Source organism: Paraburkholderia sp. SECH4 (assembly GCF_030511745.1).
GTDB classification, from domain to species: Bacteria; Pseudomonadota; Gammaproteobacteria; order Burkholderiales; family Burkholderiaceae; genus Paraburkholderia; species Paraburkholderia madseniana.
The window spans coordinates 64,320-82,120 of record NZ_JALOCP010000035.1 but is presented as its reverse complement, the minus strand read 5'-3'; the positions used below and the strand labels follow the sequence as shown (position 1 = coordinate 82,120).

Sequence of the window (17,801 nt, the reverse complement as noted above, 5' to 3'; positions counted from 1 at the left end):
CAGAACGGCTGCAAGACAAGATTGCGGCTCTCAAGGAGCAGATGCAAATCCTCAAGCAGGTCGAAGTCAAGCTCGACGCGGCACCGGACAAGCAGGTGTCGCTCACGGACCCGGACGCGCGTTCGATGAAGACTCGGGGAACCGGAGTCGTCGGCTACAACGTCCAGGTAGCGGTCGATGCAAAGCACCATTTGATCGTCGCGCACCAGGTCACCAATGATGGAATTGATCGAGACCAACTCACGTCGATGGCCAGGCTGGCGCGTACGGAAATGGGCGTTGATAAACTTACGGCAGTTGCCGACCGCGGTTACTACAAGAGCGAAGAGATACTCGCATGCCACGAGGCCGGCATCACGGTGTTTGTTCCTAAGACAAAGACCTCGGGCGCGACCGCTGACGGCCGCTTCAGCAAAGACGATTTTATCTACGATGCCGAGAAGAACGAGTATCGATGTCCGGCAGGCGAGCGTCTCGTATGGCGCTATACAACAACCGAACGTAGCCTGAAGTTTGATCGCTACTGGAGTTCGCAGTGCCAACAGTGCTCGTTGAAAGACAAATGCACTCCGAGCACCGAACGCCGGGTAACGCGCTGGGAGCACGAAGGATTGCTCGAAGAGATGCAGGCCCGGCTTGATCTCGCCCCCGACATGATGCGTATCCGACGACAGACCGTCGAGCATCCCTTCGGCACGATCAAGGGCTGGATGGGCGCGACTCATTTCCTGACCCGTACTATCGGACCGGTGAGCACGGAGATGAGCTTGCACGTGCTTGCCTACAACATGAAGCGGGTTATCAAGCTTCTCGGTTCAGAAACGGTTATGAAAGCGATGCGGGTGTGAAACCCGTATGTGACTCACCGTCTCCGCAATACATTCGGCACTGAATTGACGTTTGTCGTGCCACAATCGATACGCCCCAATCTACCAACGAGCCAGCGCGCCCTCAAATTTCCGCCGGCTGTGCGTTTTGACACACTCTGGGCCATGAGCGGCCGCTCGGGCGCACTTCGATGCAACGCTTGGAATGTCGGCTCCAGTGCAGACTCCAGACCTTCCGTCCGCAGTCTGGCCATGGTCTGGCGTCGCATGCACCATCGTCATAAGCATTCTGGCAACGTTTTCGAAGCTACCGACGCCGCTTCGCTCAAAGTGTGTACGTCCGCAGGAACAAGCCGGTCCTTTCGGCGAGAGCCGATTGGCGTCGAGGTTTATTTCGTTTCGGGAAAGATCCGCTTTGACGGGCCTCTCAGCGCCCAACCGTTTTGAATACCCGATTCTTGTCGAGCGTGACTGGATCGAGCGTATTCTCGCCGCCTTCCGCTGGCGAGGCGGGGGCGGCGTCTTCCAGCGCGGGCCCGGTATAGCGCCCTCGTGGCCGTATGACCTTGCTCACCCGGAGTTGCTCAATACAGTGCGCGAGCAGACCCACGCTCCGGGCTGTTGCGAACAACGCGAACGATGCATCGCGCGGCAACGCCAGCTGAGCCGCCAGGGCCGCAAGCGCAACGTCGATATTTGGCTTGAGCCCGGTCAGCTCAACCACCTTGTTGATGAACGACATGAGCTCTTGAGGCGGATTCAGCACTTCGAGCAATGCGGCCGCCCTCGGATCGCCGTCTGGATACAAATGATGTCCAAACCCAGGGATCGGAATGGCCGACTGCAAGTGATGGGCAACCACGTGCTCCGCACCGAGTCTTCCGACGTCGTCGAACACGGCCCGCACGCGGCCCGACGCATCGCCGTGCAGCGGGCCCGAGAGAGTCGCGAGTCCGGTAAGCAGGCATCCCGGCAGCGACGCGCCGGTGGAGGCGGTAATCCTGGCGGCGAACGCCGAACTCGTAATCTCATGGTCGGCCACGAGGACCAAGGCACGGCGGATGAGCTCAGCGCCATCGCGGTCCTGGCCCCAGCCGAGCGCGAATCGTTCATGCATTCTCTGTGCATTCGCGTCACAGCGCGCGCCAAACGCTTGCGCGATGAGCGCCACAAGCCGGCCGGCCTCGACGTGCAGTGCGCTGTCCGTGCGTCCGAGGGTCGAGTGCCCGCAGGCCGCGAGCGCCGCCAGCGATGTAAACGCGCATTGCCTGCCTCGTTCGTCGCCCTGTAGCGGCATGTCACCCGTTTCGAAGGAAACGGGCTCGCGCGCATTCCAGAGAATGGCCGCCACGGCTTCAAGCGTCGCCGTGTCCGAAAGCCGGATGCTATCCCGCCCCCGGTAGTACGGCCGACCTTTTGAGAAGGTGGTAATGCTGCTGTAAATGCAGGGTTCCGCACCGAATATGGTCCCGGCGGCGAGCGCTTCGCGCTTGCGTCCCACCTGCTTTTTGCGGCACAGACCGGCGACGTCCTCCGCACGGTAGAGGCTCTTGCGCGGGTCGAGCGGATCCGGCATGACCGCGATGGTGCCTCGACTTACGTACGCATAGACAGTCTGCGCTTGCACTCCGAGTTGTCGAGCCGCTTCAGTCAGAGTGATCCAGTTTCGCATGGGATGGCAAGCAAGGAGTTGCAGCGGAACGGAGCAACAGGGGAGTGACGACGTGGATCGCGCCGTGCATTCGAGCACGACCGATCCAGCGCCAATATTGACGTTTTTTCAGGTAAAAGTCATCTCGACGGGTCGCCGCTCCAGGATCTCGACGAGAATGTCACCCGGCGACCGCACGAAGCAGGCCCTGACGCCGGGGCGAACCTGCTTGATCGGCTCGACGATTTCCGCGTCGCAGCGCAACAGATGCTCGAACGCGGCGTCGATATCGTCCACGACCACACCGAAATGATCAATGCCCTGCTGCCGCTCGCCATGAGGGCGCCCGGTTTGGGCGCTCGTCAGCGACGTGATGAAAAGGTTGATGCTGCCGATGCGCAAATCCACCCGCCCCGGGCGACGCACGATCTCGGCGTTCAGGCAGCGCGCAAACCACGCGGCAGTGGCTTCGGCGTCCGCCGAGCACAGTTGCAGATGGTCCCACTTGAATTCAATCATTCGATTTCACCGTATAGTCAAAAGCGTCACAGTTCGATGCGGGAAAGCTTCCCCAGCAGCACGGAGTACGAGAGCGCGCCGAGCAGGCATATCGCGCCCATCAGGTTGAGCGCCCAATAGAAGTGGCCGGTGTGGTGGGTGATGTAGCCGATCATGAGCGGCGTGGTGACGGCCGCGATGTTGGCCGCGAGGCTGGTGATGCTGCTGGTCAGTCCCACGTACTGTCGAGGCGCGATTTCGGAGACGGCGGCCCACGACATCGACCCGACGCCCTGCGCGAAGAACGCCATAGTCAGGATGGCGATCACCCCCTCGTTAGACTCGACGAAATTGACGAGCACGATAGACGCGCCGAGCAGCGTGCCGATAATGAGCGGCGCCTTGCGCGCAGTGGAAATCGACACCCCGCGCCGAATGAAAAAGTCCGAGAGGAAACCAGCAAGCAGAATGCCGACTGTCGCGCCGATAAATGGGAGTGCCTGGAAGATCCCGACCTTGATCATCGACATGTGGCGCGCTTCGATCAGATAGGTCATGAACCACGTGGTGAAGAAGACCAGCAAGGTGTTGTTGCAAAACTTGCCGATGCAGATCGCGAGAATCTGCCGGTAGCCGAGCAGCTTAAGTGCCATGCGCCAATCGAACTTCTCGCGGGGCTTGCGCGCCGCAGTGGCGCCTTCATTGATGTACTGCAGTTCGGCCGCATTCACACCCGTGTGCTGATGCGGATCGCGGTAAACCCCGTACCAGAGAAGACTGAACAGAATACCGACGCCGCCCGTTACGAAAAAGACAGCACGCCAACCGTACGCGGCGGAGATCCACAGCAACAAGCCGGTGAACAAGGGGGTCCCGATGTATTGCCCCATGACATATACGCTGGTCGCGAAGCCACGTTCCCGGGCCGGAAACCACAACGTTACGGAGCGCGCATTCGAAGGGAACGCCGGCGCCTCCATTGCGCCGATTGCGAGCCGCGATCCGAGCAACATCTGATAGCCGTTCGCGAAACCCTGCGTCAACGTGGCGAATGACCAGCCGAGGAGGGACAACCCATAGGCGAGGCGCGAGCCGAGAATATCGGTCAGCATGCCGCCGGGCACGAGAGCAATGGAATAGGCAAGGCCGAAACCGGCAAACAGTTCGCCCATCTCCATCTTGTCGAGCGCGAGGCCTTTCGAGAGGCCTGGCGCAACGATGCCCAGCGCCGACCGGTCGACGTAATTGAGGATGGTTGCCGCGAGCAGCATCGAGAGCACGACGTACCGCACCCTGGAGCGTTTCGCAGTATCCGCGTAAACCAGGTTTCGGCCCGGCAATGTTTGTTCCTCTACGGCTTTCATCGGTGTCTCCAGAACATTCGCCAGTTGTTTTTTTATTGTTGGCGCGAGGGTGATTTATCCGCGGCCGACGAACGGCATCGTGGTCGCCATGATCGTCATGTTGAGAACATTGGCCTCGAGCGGAAGACTGGCCATGTGTGCGACCGCATTCGCCACGTGCGTCACATCCATTCTTGCTTCGGGTGCCATGCTGCCATCCGCTTGCAGTACGCCGCGGTTCATGCGTTCCGTGAGCGATGTCGCCGCGTTGCCGATATCGATCTGGCTGCAGGCGATATTGAACGCGCGTCCGTCCAGCGCGATCGATTTGGTGATGCCGGTGACCGCATGTTTCGTTGCCGTATAGGCGATGGTATGCGGCCTCGGCGAGTGGGCTGAGATCGATCCATTGTTGATGATTCGTCCGCCTTGAGGGGACTGTTCTTTCATCAGGCGATAAGCTGCCCGAGCGCACAGGAAGACGCCGGTCAGATTGGTGGCCACGACGTCGTTCCAGAAATCGACCTCGTAATCCTCAAGGGGGACGGCCCCCGCGTTGCGGCCTGCGTTGTTGAAGAGCACGTCGAGCCGGCCGAATGCCTCGGCGATCTGCGAAAACGCCTGCTGGACCGACGCGGCGTCGGCAACGTTGGCCTGGAAAACATGTGATTCTCCGCCGGCAATGCCGATGGCCTCTTTCGTTTCCAGCAGCGGCTCGGCTCTGCGCCCGATCAGCGCGACGGCGAATCCCGCGTTGGCGAGCGCGAGGGCGGCGCTGCGGCCGATGCCGGAGCCGGCGCCCGTAACGGCTGCGAACTTCTTTGATGCAGACATTTGACTTCCTCTCAACGATTCAATTGAACACGGGAAAGAGAGTTGCATCCGCGCTATGCGGTGAGCAATCTTGATTCATTGAATCAACATCCGAGGGCCTTGCGGACCGGGATCGCATCAGGGTTTTCCTGATGCGCGTGTTGCCGCGAGCAAGATGGAAGAGGGGCAAGACGGAAACGAATCGCAACGCGCAGGCGCCGCGAACAATAAGGGGCTAATCATTACCGAGGAGTTGATTCGTCCAATCAACATTGACGGTCCGGTCTGCGATTTCGTAGTCTCTCGACGTCTGCCTACCAAAGGAAAAACCATGTCGGAAGATAAACGCACCAGCCTGTTGATTGCGCGAAGGGTTCCCACAGCCGTGGCGAAACGCGCCGCAGCCGAATTCCATGCCTTCGTGACCGAGGCCGATATGGACTCGTGGTCTGTCGTCGACTTCTGCAAGAAGCACGATGTGCCGGCCGTACTCATCGGGAAAAAATCCGGCCTGCAGGCGGAACACATTGCCGCGCTGCCCTCGACGGTCAAGATCATTGCGAACGCGAGCGCGGGCTTCGATCACATGGATGTAGCGGCGGCCCGTGAAAGGGGAATCGTCGTCACGAACGCACCCGATGCGTTGACCGAGTGCACGGCCGATTTCTCCATGCTGCTCTTGCTGGCTGCGTGCCGTCGCGCCTCAGAATACGAACGGATCATGCGCAACGGATGGGGCAAATCGTTCGGCATGACCGAGATGCTGGGTACGCGAGTGAACGACAAGACGCTCGGCATCGTTGGATTCGGGCGTATTGGACGGGCAGTCGCCAAGCGTGCGCAGGCATTCGGCATGCGCGTGATTTACACGGACATGCACCGTGCGGGTCCGTCGGTGGAGAATGGCGCGACCTTCTATGCCACTCTCGACGAAATGCTGCCGCACTGCCAGGTGCTCACGCTGCACGTGCCGGGCGGAGCCGTTCCACTCATGACGAAAAGAGAGTTTGGACTCCTTCCCGCAGGCGCGATTTTTGTCAACGCGGCGCGTGGCGGCCTGGTGGACGAAGATGCGCTTTATGACGCCCTGACTTCGGGTCATCTATTCAGCGCGGGTCTGGATGTGTACCGGAACGAGCCCAATGTCGACAAGCGCTTCGCTGAACTCGACAACGTGTTCCTGACGCCCCATATGGCCAGCGCAACGATTGAGACCCGCGACCAGATGGGCTTTACGGCGCTGGATAATGTCGCCGCCGTGCTGGAAGGGCGGCCCGCCTCGAATCCTGTCTAAGGCTCGGCCTCATCGGGGCAGTAACGTTGCGACGCCGGTCGAAAAACGGCGTGGTACGCATCGACGCATGATTGGCCACCGCTGCAGCGTTCTTGAGCGTGCCGCCGTTTTCCCGCTTTCATGAGGTTGATCGGCATCAACCCGGTATTAATGCTCGGCCTATGTCAGGCGGCCAGCCGGGGTAATGGCCGAAATCGATTTGAACGCCGTCTAACCTGCCACGTCTGTCTGCGCCTTGGGCAGAGATGGCCATCTGGTCAAGGACGGCGCGCGACAGACGATCGCAAGTTAATTCCGAGCGGTGGCGAAGAACTGACCGCCCGTCTCCCGATAAAATCGACTAACGGCCGTTGTACACCGCAAGCAGCCGTTGGTTTCGCACCGCGCCGAAGGGCGGGAGTGGGTCGGTACCGGAAGTTCGTCGTAGCGCGCCCCTCGTGGCCAGAAGCGGCCGTTGCACGCCGTCTTCTGGAACGCCAACAATTCGGCGGGCGCGTTATACCTCGCCGTTCAGCCCTGGAGCCCAGACGAGCGAGCCAGCACGGGGGCTGTCTACCATCGGCGATCAGGCGAGCCTGATGATCAGTGCTTCGCCGGCGGCGAGATGATTTGCGCCTTCCGTGATCGACTCGCCGTCGCGGCCGGGGAAAGTCGATAACAGCACCGTGCCTGATGGCAACGGGGTGGTGGCGTCGGCGGCGCCCGTGTTTAGCGCCATGAAAAGCCGCTGATCGCCAGAACGCCGCTCGTAAGTGAGCACGTCGCCGTGCGCGGTGAGGTTTTCAATCGCGCCTTCCAGGAGTGCCGCGTTGCTCCGCCGAATTGACAACAGCCGGCGATACAGCGACAACATGCTCGACGCCTCGCCGTCCTGGCCGCTAACGCTGGTTGCCGCGCTTACCGGCAACCACGGCTGGCCGCTTGTAAAACCGGCATGGGGCAGGGATGAGTCCCATTGCATCGGCGTACGCTCAGGATCTCGGCCCTGACCGATACCCGGTTGCCGAAGCTCGGCCGGGTCCTGAACCTGGTCGGGCGGAATCTCGCCGTCGATCATGCCAATTTCATCGCCGTAGTAGAGCGTTGGTGTCCCGCGCAGTGTCAACAGCAGCACAGCGGCCACGCGCGCTTGCGCCGCCCCCAGCCGCGACGCCACGCGCGGGTTGTCGTGATTGGATAGCACCGAGTTTGGCCAGGCGTGCTCCGGCAATGCGCGATCGTAATCCGACACCATCCTTCCAATATCGGCCGCATTCCACGCTGGGTTCAGGAGCTGGAAATTGAAAGGCATGTTGGCACCATCGCCGTTCGTGCCGTAGTACGTCATCAGTTGCGGCACGGGCAGATAGATTTCACCGATCAACACACGCTCGCCGTATTCATCCAGCGTGGCACGCATCGACCGCACGATTTCATGCACCTCCGGCTGATCCTCAGTGTAAGTCTGCAATAGCCGGTGATGATCCGGCTCGCCCGGCCGGAACGCGGGGTTGGGCGGGTTATCACGGAACTGGGCGTCCTTGATCAGCAGCCACAGCACGTCCACGCGGAAACCGTCCACGCCGCGATCCAGCCAGAAGCGCAGGACATCGTCCATCGCGCGACGCACCTCGGCATTGCGCCAGTTCAAGTCGGGCTGTTCGCGCAAGAACGTGTGATAGTAATACTGGCCAGTGTGCGCATCCCATTGCCACGCGGACCCTCCCATCCGGCTCAGCCAGTTGTTCGGCGGCCCACCACCGGGCACGGGATCGCGCCACAAATACCAGTCGCGCTTCGGGTCGTCGCGCGAGGACCGGCTTGCTTCGAACCACACATGCCGGTCCGACGAATGATTCGGCACGAAGTCGAGCAGCACTTTCAACCCGCGTCCGTGGGCGCGGTCCACAAGTTGCTTGAAGTCGTCGAGCGTGCCGAACATTGGGTCGATATTGCAATAGTCGGCGACGTCGTAACCGAAATCCGCCATGGGTGACGGGTAGACTGGGGAGATCCAGACTGCATCGATGCCAAGCAGCGCGAGATACGCCAGACGCGCACTTATGCCCGCCAGGTCACCGATGCCGTCGCCATTGGTGTCCTGAAACGAGCGCGGATAGACCTGATAGATCACGCCGCGTTGCCACCACACCAGTTCAGGCATTGCTGTTCCTCTCACTGATCGATTGTTTTGGAGCCACGCGCGGACCGTATGCTAAATGACCTCTGGTACAAGAATGCAATCGTCTATTGTCTCTCCGTCGGCACTTTCATGGACGCGAATGGCGATGGCGTCGGCGATTTCCAAGGCCTGATCCGCCGGCTCGACTACCTTCAGGGGCTCGGCGCCACGACCATCTGGCTGATGCCTTTCCAGCCGTCGCCTGGCCGCGACAACGGCTACGACATCTCCGATTACTACAACGTCGACCCGAAATACGGCACCCTGGGGGACTTCGCCGAGTTCTCGCATGCGTGCCGCGAGCGCGGCTTGCGCGTGATGATCGACCTCGTGGTCAATCACACGTCCGATCAGCACGCGTGGTTCAAGGAAGCACGCAGCGATCCTGACTCGAAGTATCGCGACTGGTATGTATGGGCCGACAAGCAACCGCCGAACGCTAAAGACGGGGTGGTATTTCCCGGCGTTCAGAAATCGACCTGGACCTACGATAAGCAGGCCAAACGCTGGTTTTTCCATCGCTTCTATGACTTCCAGCCGGACCTGAACACCGCGAACCCACATGTGCAGGCCGAGTTGCTCCAGGTGATGGGCTTCTGGATCCAGCTCGGCGTGTCGGGATTCCGGATGGACGCCGTGCCGTTCGTGATTGCCACGAAGGGCCCGAAAGTACGCAAGCCCGTCGAGCAATACGACATGTTGCGGACCTTCCGCGAGTTTCTGCAATGGCGCAAGGGCGACGCGATCATCCTCGCCGAAGCGAATGTATTGCCCGATACCGACCTCGATTATTTCGGCGACGACGGCGAGCGCCTGCAGATGATGTTCAATTTCCAGGTCAACCAGAACACGTTTTACACCCTCGCGACCGGCGATACGGGTCCTTTGAAGAAAGCGCTGACAGCGACGAAACCACGTCCCGCGACCGCTCAATGGGGTGTATTCCTGCGCAATCACGACGAACTGGATCTGGGCCGTCTGACGCCCGACCAGCGCGCCGCCGTGTTCGCCGCGTTCGGCCCGGACCCCGACATGCAGCTATACGAGCGCGGCATTCGCCGCAGGCTTGCGCCGATGCTCTCTGGCGACAGGCGCCGTCTCGAGCTCGCTTACAGCCTGATGCTGACCTCGCCAGGTACGCCGGTATTTCGCTACGGCGATGAAATCGGCATGGGCGACGACCTGCGCCTGCCGGAGCGCGAATGTACGCGCACCCCCATGCAATGGTCGACCGAACCCCATGGCGGCTTCACGAAGCACCCGAAGCCGTCGTGCCGGGTCATATCGGGCGGCGCTTACGGTTTCGAGCGAGTGAACGTCGCCAGCCAGCGGCGGGACCCGAATTCGTTCCTGAACTGGACCGAGCGCGTGATCCGCATGCGCCGGGAAGTGCCGGAAATAAGCTGGGGCGATTTCGCGGTCCTGCGTACATCGCGCAACGAGGTCCTCGCGCTGCGCTACGACTGGCGAAACAACTCGGTGATCTGCGTGCATAACTTCGGACCCGAGGCCTGCACGGTGAAGTTCCGCTCGGGCTGCAGCGGGCAGGGCGAAAACCGCCTCATCAACCTCCTCTCCGACGACCACAGTGTGGAAGCCGATGGCGGGCGGCATACCGTAGTGCTCGAGCCGTACGGGTATCGATGGTATCGGGTGGGCGGCCTCGATTACCTGCTGAAGCGAAGCGAGGTTTAGGTGTGTGACCGTCCGCCAGTCGAGCGAATGGCTAGCGGAGGTCGAGGTCTGCTTGTTGCCGGCGGGCGGGGACCGGGCCAGTTTCTGCCATTCGTGCGTCACATAGAGCGGTCCTTCGAACGGCTGGTTAACTCCGAAAGCCGCCCGATGCTGAACGCGAGAATTTCGACCATATCCCTGAATAACATTGCGTCACCGGCAAGTGACCCGCGAAGGAGGCTGTTGCGTCAGCGCGTAACAGCGGGAACACCGAGCGACGTACATCAGAATGGTCGAAGTGGTTTCGCTCCCATGCAAGGCAGCGGAATCTGCTGCCGGAACAGTTGCATCGTTGGCCGCCGTGCCAACCACACCGTCGATCAGGCCCGAATCGGCATCGACGCCAATGTGGGCTTCATCCCAAAGTGCCATTCGTTTCCCTTCTTCGTTTGATGCATCTAGGGTCACGACTCTTCTCGGCGTCCTTGGTCGACGGTGGCGCTTCGATGATCGTCGCGTCAACCACCGGGCCTTCTTTCATCGACAGTCCGCACTACGTCAAGCCGTTCGTGGAGACCAACAAGAATGACCGCAATACGTTCCGCGAACGATCGGGTGACAGTGGCAAATCAGGAGCGGGCGATAAATCAGGCATGCTGATGGTGTTTCAGTTGTCGCAGGTGCAGATGGTTTCCGTAAGCCGGATTTTCATTCTCGCGCCGTGATGCGATGAGACTCCGATCGTCGGCGTAGCGCGATGGCTCGCGAGCGAACGGTCGAACGCTTAGGATCCCGATGCCAGGGATTCCGACGATCTTCGGCACGACGACGGATAGTGTTTCATTGTCGGGCAGGCTCTTGTTCAAAACGCGTGCGCATCCATCGTTCTAAGGCTGACCGCGGCGTTGTCTGACTGGCCGCAGTCCGAGGCGGAGCCGAACCGGGTCGCACACGCGGCCCGGCCCGACGCCTCGTCGCGGCGGTGCCCGACATCAACGGGGGCTTGCCAAACGAGCAACTCACTATGCGAGACTTGACATGACTGATAAACCCATGACCATGAGCGAACTCGAGCAGCAATTAAAGCCTCGCGCCGCGGCGCGCCGGGCGGCGGCGCCGATCTCATTCGAGCCGCCGGTGATCCCCGCCATAGCGGGAGAGCGGGCTTTTCCCGCACCAGTGAAGGGCACGTTGCTCAACCGCGCGGAAGTGCGCGCTCAGGCGTCCGGCGATGCGGTGCTCGCGCCTCATGTGCCGGAGCACATTGCTTTCAATCCGCACCGTCCGGCGCTCGACGAGCGATTCCGGCGTCACGGATTCTTCGATCTCCATCTTGACCTGCCCCCGGGAAAATACCGCACGACCACCATATTTCCCCCGGATCAGAGAATTGTCTTTTCCGACACGGCGTACCCGTGGAGCACGGTCGGCAAGGTGGACCTCGGCGGCGGCTTCGGCAGCGGATGTCTGGTCGGCCCGCGCCATTTGCTGTGCGCCTCGCACATGATGACCTGGAACGCTGACGGCACAGTCAATCAGGTGACGTTCACGCCGTCATCGTTCGACGGCAACGCGCCGTTCGGCAATTCCGCCATCGTGCACTGGTACGCGTATCGCAAGGTGGTCGGCCCGAACGTTGGCATCGACGACATCGAGGAGGACTACGTCGTCCTCGTGCTGAGCAATCGCCTCGGAGACGTCTGTGGCTGGATGGGCACGCGAGGATATTCGCCCGCTTGGAACGGCCAGACGGTCTGGAGTCATATCGGCTATCCGGCGGACATCAGCGGCGGCAGGCGACCTACATTCCAGAACGGCATCGCTATCGACAAAACGGACGGAAGCACGACGGACGAGGCCGAGGAGCAACGCGCCGACGTTTTCCCGGGGCAGTCCGGCGGGCCGTTCTTCGGCTGGTGGACCGGTGACAAGGGCCCGAGCGTGACAGGCGTGCAGAGCGCGCAGAACCCGAGCACCAACCTTGCCGGTGGCGGAGTCGACATCGTCAATTTGGTGAAGGAGGCGCTTACCGCGTTCCCCTGACACGCGGTCGGTCTGATTCACGCGCGATGAGAGCGGGCCGGGAATAACACACGTCGCCGGCAAATGAAGGGGGCTCCGTTCATGGCGTGGCCGGTTGAGCCGCGTCCGTTGCGCCAATTTACATAGGATGCGTGCGCCCGCAGCGCCGCCCGGGACTCGTCGCAGGACGCTCGCGTCGTTCAACGTAGCCGAGACAACTTCTCAACTGGCGCGACACTTCCTCTCGGCGGAAGCCGTCGCTGGCCGGGTTACCGCATCAACCATGTCCGTGTCTAGAGATCTCATAGGTTTTCGGGACGTACAGTCTTCCAAGACCAAGCTCTTAAAGACTGGGCAGACTCGTGGCGGGAAACAAGCAACGTAAGGCAAAACGCGGCCACATCCAGACGTTCGGCGAGCGGGGAAACTTGCAGTTGGAATGGCTGCATTACTCCGGAACCTGACGGACGAGGTACGCGCACAATTCGGCCTTAGCAGCCGCTGGCGCGACCATTCGCCGACGGCCTTGACGGGCTTTGCTGACTTCAGTCCAGCAACTAGATGAATCGCAGGTTTGCGATGCCAGATTTTCCCTCATTTCGTGAGTCTGAACTGCCCTAGGTCCAACGGTTTGGAGCACGTGGCGTGAGCCGAGGCATGATTCAGCCGATCTCTGTCAGCCGTCGGCAACTCAGGTGACGGGGTGAAGCTTCACTGGCATTCTATTCGGCACCATCGTAAAGGCAGAAATCTCTTCAATTTCCTCCGGGTCGATTGCCAGTTCGACTCTGAAATGCTTCATCAACATTGATATCACGAGTCTCATCTCGACGCCTGCCAGATAGCGGCCCGGACAAACTCGTGGGCCCGCGCCGAATGTCAGGTAAGCCTTCTGTTCATGCGCACCGTCAGACGGATCCCGGGGATGCTTCCAGCGGTCAGGGTTGAATACCTCCGGATGCACGAAATTCTGCGGGTCCAGCATGCTCGGGCGCGTTAGGAAGAACATGCGCGTTCCCGCAGGTATGGCAACACCATCTAAGCACACATCGGATAGCGGCTCGAACGTCTGTATCGCTGCAACGGGCCGCAGTCGTAGGGCCTCGCTGCACACCGCCTCACAAAGATCGAGGTGCTTTAGTGCATCGTAGTCCGGACAGACCGGGGATCCACCGAGTGCTGCAGATGATTGTTCAAAGAGCCGATGCTGCAAAGGTAAATCCGCAGCAATGTACATTAGCGCCCAGGCAATTGCATTTGCCGTCGTATCTTCGCCCGCGACCAGCAGCGTCAGGACGTTGGCCGAGACCAGTTCGTCGGTTACCGTTGAATCGGGCTCATTGCGCGCCGCAAGCATGGCTTCGAGCAGATTGTGCGGCGGCGAATCACGAGACTGTCGCATACGGTCCTGTGCTCGTTCAATCATTTTTTTAATGTAACCATGCACTTCCACCATTGCACGCGCGAGCCGCCGGTCTTCCGGTAGCGAGACATAGCGCCAGTATGGAAATAGCGCTGTGACACGTCTCATGAGCGCCGGCAGTATCAGCGCCAGCTGTTCCTGTATCACACCGCGCTCCTGCTCAAGCGTATGCGGATCCTCGCCGAAGGCGAGCGTACTTGTCACGTCCACGGTATAGCGCTTAAGTTCGTCCGCCATTTCTACCGTTCTATTATCCTTTGCGGCGCTCTGGAGGCGAACGAGGAAACGCTGGGTAATCGACGATAGCGCCGGATAGAAGGACTTGATATTGGAAAAGGACAGCGCACGCATGATCAGCCGGCGCTGCGGTTCCCAGGCAGGGCCTTCGGCAGAGAAGAGCCCGTTTCCGCCAAGTTCTGTCATTGCGGATTCTATCGGCGAAAAACGCCGGTACAGGTTCGGACGCTCGCGCATGACAGTCTGAAACAGCTCCGCCTCCGTCCAGACTGTTATCGGAATCGTGCCGAGTTGGACCCTGAACGGTGAACCGTACTGCCCGGCCCATCGCTCCAGGGTCACGTGGAGTTTTGCGGGCGCCATCTGAAACAGGTTTCCCAGCAGGGGCAAGCCGGGTGGGCCAGGCAGATCTGCGACAGTTCGCGAAACCTCATTCGTGTTGAGATGAAGGTCTGCCATGCTTTCCTCCGCTTTGCCCGCCACGCCCCCATCAGGCCAGCGGCCGGATGTTCTGATTCATGTGGAAGAAGTTTGTCGGATCGTACCTGGCCTTGATCTGCTGAAGCCGTCGGTAATTGGGACCGTATGCTGCAATCGGCTCGCCCGTGTCATCGTCGTCCAGATAGTTGACATAGCGACCCGCGGCAAAGAAAGGCTGCATCTCTTCGTACGTTTCGCGAGCCCACGCGACGCATGCGTGGGACTCCTCCGCTTGCAACCATTGAGCGAGCACCAGGAAGTTATAGCCCTCGCGGCGGTGCGGGAACGCGGTGTCGCTAACATCTACGCGGGTTACCGCGCCGTGGAAATGTTCGAGAAGCAGTTGACCCTTCGTCGTCGGGCATCGCGCGAAGCATCTGATCATGGCCTCAATCGCGGCGTCACTCAGCTCTGTGAGGAAGCTGGACTTCCAATAGTTAAGAGCGCCTTTCGGGAAATTGGCGTCGAGCATCCTGTTGAGCTGGCAGTAAGGCATCGGCCCAACGGCATCCACGATAGGATGCGCGAACTGTTTCAGCGGCCGCATGGCTCCTTCGGCGTCTTCCAACGACCCACAATGGCTAGCGACCAAGGCAGCCACTTCCTTGCCGGACCCGTCCGGCGCATGCGTCAGTGTTGCGTACAACGTCTGCTCATCAGGTAGCGATGGCGCAATGTCGCGGAAAAATTCCAGCAGGGCGCGCGCGCGTTCGATCGGGTGGACGATCGGGCCGCCCATAATGGTCGGCCCAACTGGGTGAAGTTCATACTCGAAGCTCGTGGCGACGCCGAAGTTTCCGCCGCCGCCTCGAAGAGCCCAGAACAGCTCAGGCTCCCGGTCCTTGCTCGCCCGCAACACCTTGCCGTCGGCTGTGACGAGATCCACAGCTCGCAGATTATCGAGTGCCAGGCCGTATTTGCCCATCAGCCAGCCCACCCCACCCCCGAGAGTAAGCCCGGCAATGCCCGTGCTTGAGACGACGCCACCGGTGACGGCCAGGCCATGCAACTGCGTCTCGCGATTGAGCTCGCCCCAGGTAACGCCGCCTTGCGCCCAGACTGTTCTGCTTTCTGGATCGACGTGGATGCCTTTCATCGACGAGAGATCGACCACCACCCCATCATCAATCGTCGCCCGTCCCGCCACGTTGTGCCCGCCGCCGCGAACTGCAACCTCAAGGCCGAGCCTGCGGGTGACATCGAGGGCTCCGACAACGTCGGCCACGCCTTGACATCTGGCGATCAAGGCGGGGCGCTTGTCGACCAGGCCGTTGTGAACCTTTCTCGCATCTTCGTAACCGGCGTCCATGGGTTTCAGAATCTGCCCCCGGAAGGTGGCAGCAAGCTCGGCCTCTGCGTCGGCCAGGGATCGGATCGGTAGCATGGGTTTTCTCCTCGAAGCCGCCCCAAGTCATATGCGGTCGCGTTGAAGTTGTGTAGCTTGTTTGTTATAGGGCGCCACCGACAGCACATGCAGACTAATGCGAGCCGCAATCCGCCACTCGTTTCTCCGCTCTCAGGAACAGACGTCAGACGTAGTTCTCCTTGGAGCACGTGGTCCGCATCGTGCAGATCGACCACGGTACCGATCGATGGTTGCGGCTCAAAATCGAAGAGTAATGTTCCGTCTCAGTAGCCAGCACTTAGCTCGTCACTCGTCGGCTCACGCTGCCATTGGAAGCGGCATGCAGGGATAAAAAGGTTCAGAAACCACGCTCACACTAATGTTCACAATCGCGCCGATTGTTGCCGCGGGGAGACCCCTCCCTTTGCAGACGCGGCAGGGCTGGCCCGCAAGGACTTGGGTTTCGCGACGGGCGTACTCGCATGTCCGGTACTCAGCCAATCCGCGAGCGGCTGTTGAATGCTAGAAGCCGCCGTTATGGTCGCGTTGAGTCGCTCGGCCGAAGTGGGTCGAACTGAGCCGGACGTCATGCGGCTCAGTTCGGCCACGACCCGCCGTTCGGAACGCATGCTTGAATGGCTGCTCTATGATCAACACTGGACATATGCATGATAACGCCGCACTCCGAGTGCACGGACCGCGCAAATTTTCCTCGCCGGCGAAGTTTCCGCTTGTCAGCAGACTCAAGGCGCCGGCGCTCTGCGCGCGAATCTCGGAGGGGCAACGTAAGGGACTGAAAAAGCCGTGTATGGCTGGCCACCTTCAATGGTGATGGCGGCGCCACTAAATCAAGGCGCGGGCACTTCAGCTTCCCGCAGATCACGATATGCGGGGTAGGGATCGTTCAGGAAAGCGGCGTTGACAATGGGCGGCAGGCAGCCGGCAGATCTGTCCGGGTGGCAACTACCGCGGCTCTCATGCGGCCTGTCCCGAGGTGCGCATCCCCAACCTGGCGAACAGGGCCTGGTCCCGTTGTGACTGCGGATTGGCCGTGGTCAACAGCTTGTCCCCATAGAAGACGGAGTTTGCGCCCGCGAGGAAGCACAGCGCCTGCATGGATTCGTGCATTGCCTCCCTGCCGGCGGACAGCCGCACCATGGTCTGCGGCATGGTGATACGGGCGACGGCGATGGTCCGCACGAACTCGAACGGGTCGATGGGCGCGGTGCCGGCCAGCGGGGTGCCGTCCACCTGCACCAGGTTGTTGATCGGCACCGATTCGGGATAGGGGTCGAGATTGGCGAGTTGCGCAATCAGCCCGGCGCGTTGCTCGCGCGATTCGCCCAGCCCAACGATGCCGCCGCAACACACATGAATGCCGGCGTCGCGCACGTGCGTCAGGGTGTCGAGGCGATCCTGGTAGGTGCGCGTGCTGATGATGCGCTCATAGAACTCCGGCGCGGTATCGAGGTTGTGGTTGTAGTAGTCCAGCCCTGCCTCTTTCAGCCCATTCGCCTGGTCCGCGTTGAGCATGCCGAGCGTCACGCAGGTCTCCATGCCCAACGCCTTCACCTCACGGATCATGGCGGAAACGCGTTCCATGTCACGCTCCTTGGGACTGCGCCAGGCCGCCCCCATGCAGAAGCGCGTTGCACCCTGGGCCTTGGCCGCGTTGGCGGCGGCAACGACCTCTTCAAGCGGCATCAGCTTGCTGGCCTCTACGCCCGTTTCGAAATGAGCCGATTGAGGGCAATAGCCGCAGTCTTCCGCACATCCCCCGGTCTTGATCGAAAGTAGCGTCGACAACTGCACCTCATTGGAGTTGAAATGCTGCCGATGCACCTCCTGGGCACGAAACATCAGGTCCATGAAGGGCAGGCCGTAGAGCGCCAGGATGGCCTCCACGCTCCACCGCGCAACGGTACCTGACTCGCGCGCTTGCGCGGCGGCAGTGGCGGCGGTTACTGCGGCGGCCCCGGCGCGCAGCGAGGCAAGGGAGACGATGGCAATGGGTTTCATGATTATTCCGTTCT

At 60.8% G+C, this 17,801-nt stretch carries 13 protein-coding genes and 1 pseudogene; 5 read left to right on the top strand and 9 right to left on the bottom strand.

Annotated features, from left to right (window positions below; all coding sequences use genetic code 11):
- The coding region (locus M0D67_RS33230) for an IS1182 family transposase (RefSeq protein ID WP_266241105.1) at positions 1-848 on the top strand (848 nt) is incomplete at its 5' end.
- Positions 849-1,254: 406 nt separating this feature from the next.
- On the opposite strand, the gene M0D67_RS33225 is transcribed toward M0D67_RS33230, so the two are convergent.
- The 4 genes from M0D67_RS33225 to M0D67_RS33210 all read right to left on the bottom strand — a co-directional run bounded on the left by M0D67_RS33225 (position 1,255) and on the right by M0D67_RS33210 (position 5,153).
- The gene (locus M0D67_RS33225) at positions 1,255-2,499 is read right to left on the bottom strand and encodes a citrate synthase (RefSeq protein ID WP_154564029.1); all 1,245 of its coding nucleotides are present in this window, start codon (positions 2,497-2,499) and stop codon (positions 1,255-1,257) included.
- Between the two features lie 108 nt (positions 2,500-2,607).
- The gene (locus M0D67_RS33220) at positions 2,608-2,997 is read right to left on the bottom strand and encodes a VOC family protein (protein WP_154564031.1); all 390 of its coding nucleotides are present in this window, start codon (positions 2,995-2,997) and stop codon (positions 2,608-2,610) included.
- 26 nt (positions 2,998-3,023) lie between these two features.
- On the bottom strand, positions 3,024-4,340 hold the full coding sequence (locus tag M0D67_RS33215; RefSeq protein ID WP_154564033.1) for an MFS transporter: 1,317 nt from the start codon (positions 4,338-4,340) through the stop codon (positions 3,024-3,026).
- 54 nt (positions 4,341-4,394) lie between these two features.
- Positions 4,395-5,153 (bottom strand): SDR family oxidoreductase, encoded by a 759-nt coding sequence (locus M0D67_RS33210; protein ID WP_154564035.1) that lies wholly within the window; start codon positions 5,151-5,153, stop codon positions 4,395-4,397.
- 310 nt (positions 5,154-5,463) lie between these two features.
- Between M0D67_RS33210 and M0D67_RS33205 the strand changes: the two genes are divergently transcribed.
- Positions 5,464-6,426: a D-glycerate dehydrogenase gene (locus tag M0D67_RS33205; protein ID WP_154564037.1), complete on the top strand. Its 963-nt coding sequence runs from the start codon at positions 5,464-5,466 to the stop codon at positions 6,424-6,426.
- A 565-nt stretch (positions 6,427-6,991) separates the two neighbouring features.
- On the opposite strand, the gene M0D67_RS33200 is transcribed toward M0D67_RS33205, so the two are convergent.
- Positions 6,992-8,569, bottom strand: coding sequence for an alpha-amylase family glycosyl hydrolase (locus M0D67_RS33200; RefSeq protein WP_154564039.1), 1,578 nt, complete (start codon positions 8,567-8,569; stop codon positions 6,992-6,994).
- A gap of 48 nt (positions 8,570-8,617) precedes the next feature.
- On the opposite strand from M0D67_RS33200, the gene M0D67_RS33195 reads away from it, so the two are divergent.
- Complete coding sequence (locus M0D67_RS33195; protein ID WP_154564041.1) at positions 8,618-10,282, top strand: alpha-amylase family protein; 1,665 nt, start codon at positions 8,618-8,620, stop codon at positions 10,280-10,282.
- A 327-nt stretch (positions 10,283-10,609) separates the two neighbouring features.
- Here the strand turns inward: M0D67_RS33195 and M0D67_RS33190 are convergent.
- Positions 10,610-10,811, bottom strand: a pseudogene (locus tag M0D67_RS33190) (transposase); the annotation flags it as partial.
- Between M0D67_RS33190 and M0D67_RS33185 the strand changes: the two are divergent.
- Both M0D67_RS33185 and M0D67_RS33180 read left to right on the top strand, forming a co-directional pair.
- Positions 10,768-10,986, top strand: coding sequence for a hypothetical protein (locus M0D67_RS33185; protein WP_154564043.1), 219 nt, complete (start codon positions 10,768-10,770; stop codon positions 10,984-10,986). The pseudogene M0D67_RS33190 and the gene M0D67_RS33185 overlap by 44 nt on opposite strands.
- 313 nt (positions 10,987-11,299) lie before the next feature.
- Positions 11,300-12,304, top strand: coding sequence for a serine protease (locus M0D67_RS33180; protein WP_154564045.1), 1,005 nt, complete (start codon positions 11,300-11,302; stop codon positions 12,302-12,304).
- A 670-nt stretch (positions 12,305-12,974) separates the two neighbouring features.
- Here the strand turns inward: M0D67_RS33180 and M0D67_RS33175 are convergent.
- From M0D67_RS33175 to bioB, 3 genes are all read right to left on the bottom strand, one after another.
- Positions 12,975-14,402, bottom strand: coding sequence for a cytochrome P450 (locus tag M0D67_RS33175; protein WP_154564047.1), 1,428 nt, complete (start codon positions 14,400-14,402; stop codon positions 12,975-12,977).
- A gap of 31 nt (positions 14,403-14,433) precedes the next feature.
- Positions 14,434-15,807 (bottom strand): FAD-binding oxidoreductase, encoded by a 1,374-nt coding sequence (locus M0D67_RS33170; protein ID WP_154564049.1) that lies wholly within the window; start codon positions 15,805-15,807, stop codon positions 14,434-14,436.
- Between the two features lie 936 nt (positions 15,808-16,743).
- The gene (gene bioB, locus M0D67_RS33165) at positions 16,744-17,787 is read right to left on the bottom strand and encodes a biotin synthase BioB (protein ID WP_154564051.1); all 1,044 of its coding nucleotides are present in this window, start codon (positions 17,785-17,787) and stop codon (positions 16,744-16,746) included.
- Between the last annotated feature and the right edge of the window lie 14 nt (positions 17,788-17,801).

Coding starts and splice junctions, on each gene's coding strand:
- M0D67_RS33225 (WP_154564029.1), bottom strand. CDS start 2,499: ATGCGAAACTGGATCACTCTGACTGAAGCGGCTCGACAACTCGGAGTG.
- M0D67_RS33220 (WP_154564031.1), bottom strand. CDS start 2,997: ATGATTGAATTCAAGTGGGACCATCTGCAACTGTGCTCGGCGGACGCC.
- M0D67_RS33215 (WP_154564033.1), bottom strand. CDS start 4,340: ATGAAAGCCGTAGAGGAACAAACATTGCCGGGCCGAAACCTGGTTTAC.
- M0D67_RS33210 (WP_154564035.1), bottom strand. CDS start 5,153: ATGTCTGCATCAAAGAAGTTCGCAGCCGTTACGGGCGCCGGCTCCGGC.
- M0D67_RS33205 (WP_154564037.1), top strand. CDS start 5,464: ATGTCGGAAGATAAACGCACCAGCCTGTTGATTGCGCGAAGGGTTCCC.
- M0D67_RS33200 (WP_154564039.1), bottom strand. CDS start 8,569: ATGCCTGAACTGGTGTGGTGGCAACGCGGCGTGATCTATCAGGTCTAT.
- M0D67_RS33195 (WP_154564041.1), top strand. CDS start 8,618: ATGCTAAATGACCTCTGGTACAAGAATGCAATCGTCTATTGTCTCTCC.
- M0D67_RS33185 (WP_154564043.1), top strand. CDS start 10,768: ATGATCGTCGCGTCAACCACCGGGCCTTCTTTCATCGACAGTCCGCAC.
- M0D67_RS33180 (WP_154564045.1), top strand. CDS start 11,300: ATGACTGATAAACCCATGACCATGAGCGAACTCGAGCAGCAATTAAAG.
- M0D67_RS33175 (WP_154564047.1), bottom strand. CDS start 14,402: ATGGCAGACCTTCATCTCAACACGAATGAGGTTTCGCGAACTGTCGCA.
- M0D67_RS33170 (WP_154564049.1), bottom strand. CDS start 15,807: ATGCTACCGATCCGATCCCTGGCCGACGCAGAGGCCGAGCTTGCTGCC.
- bioB (WP_154564051.1), bottom strand. CDS start 17,787: ATGAAACCCATTGCCATCGTCTCCCTTGCCTCGCTGCGCGCCGGGGCC.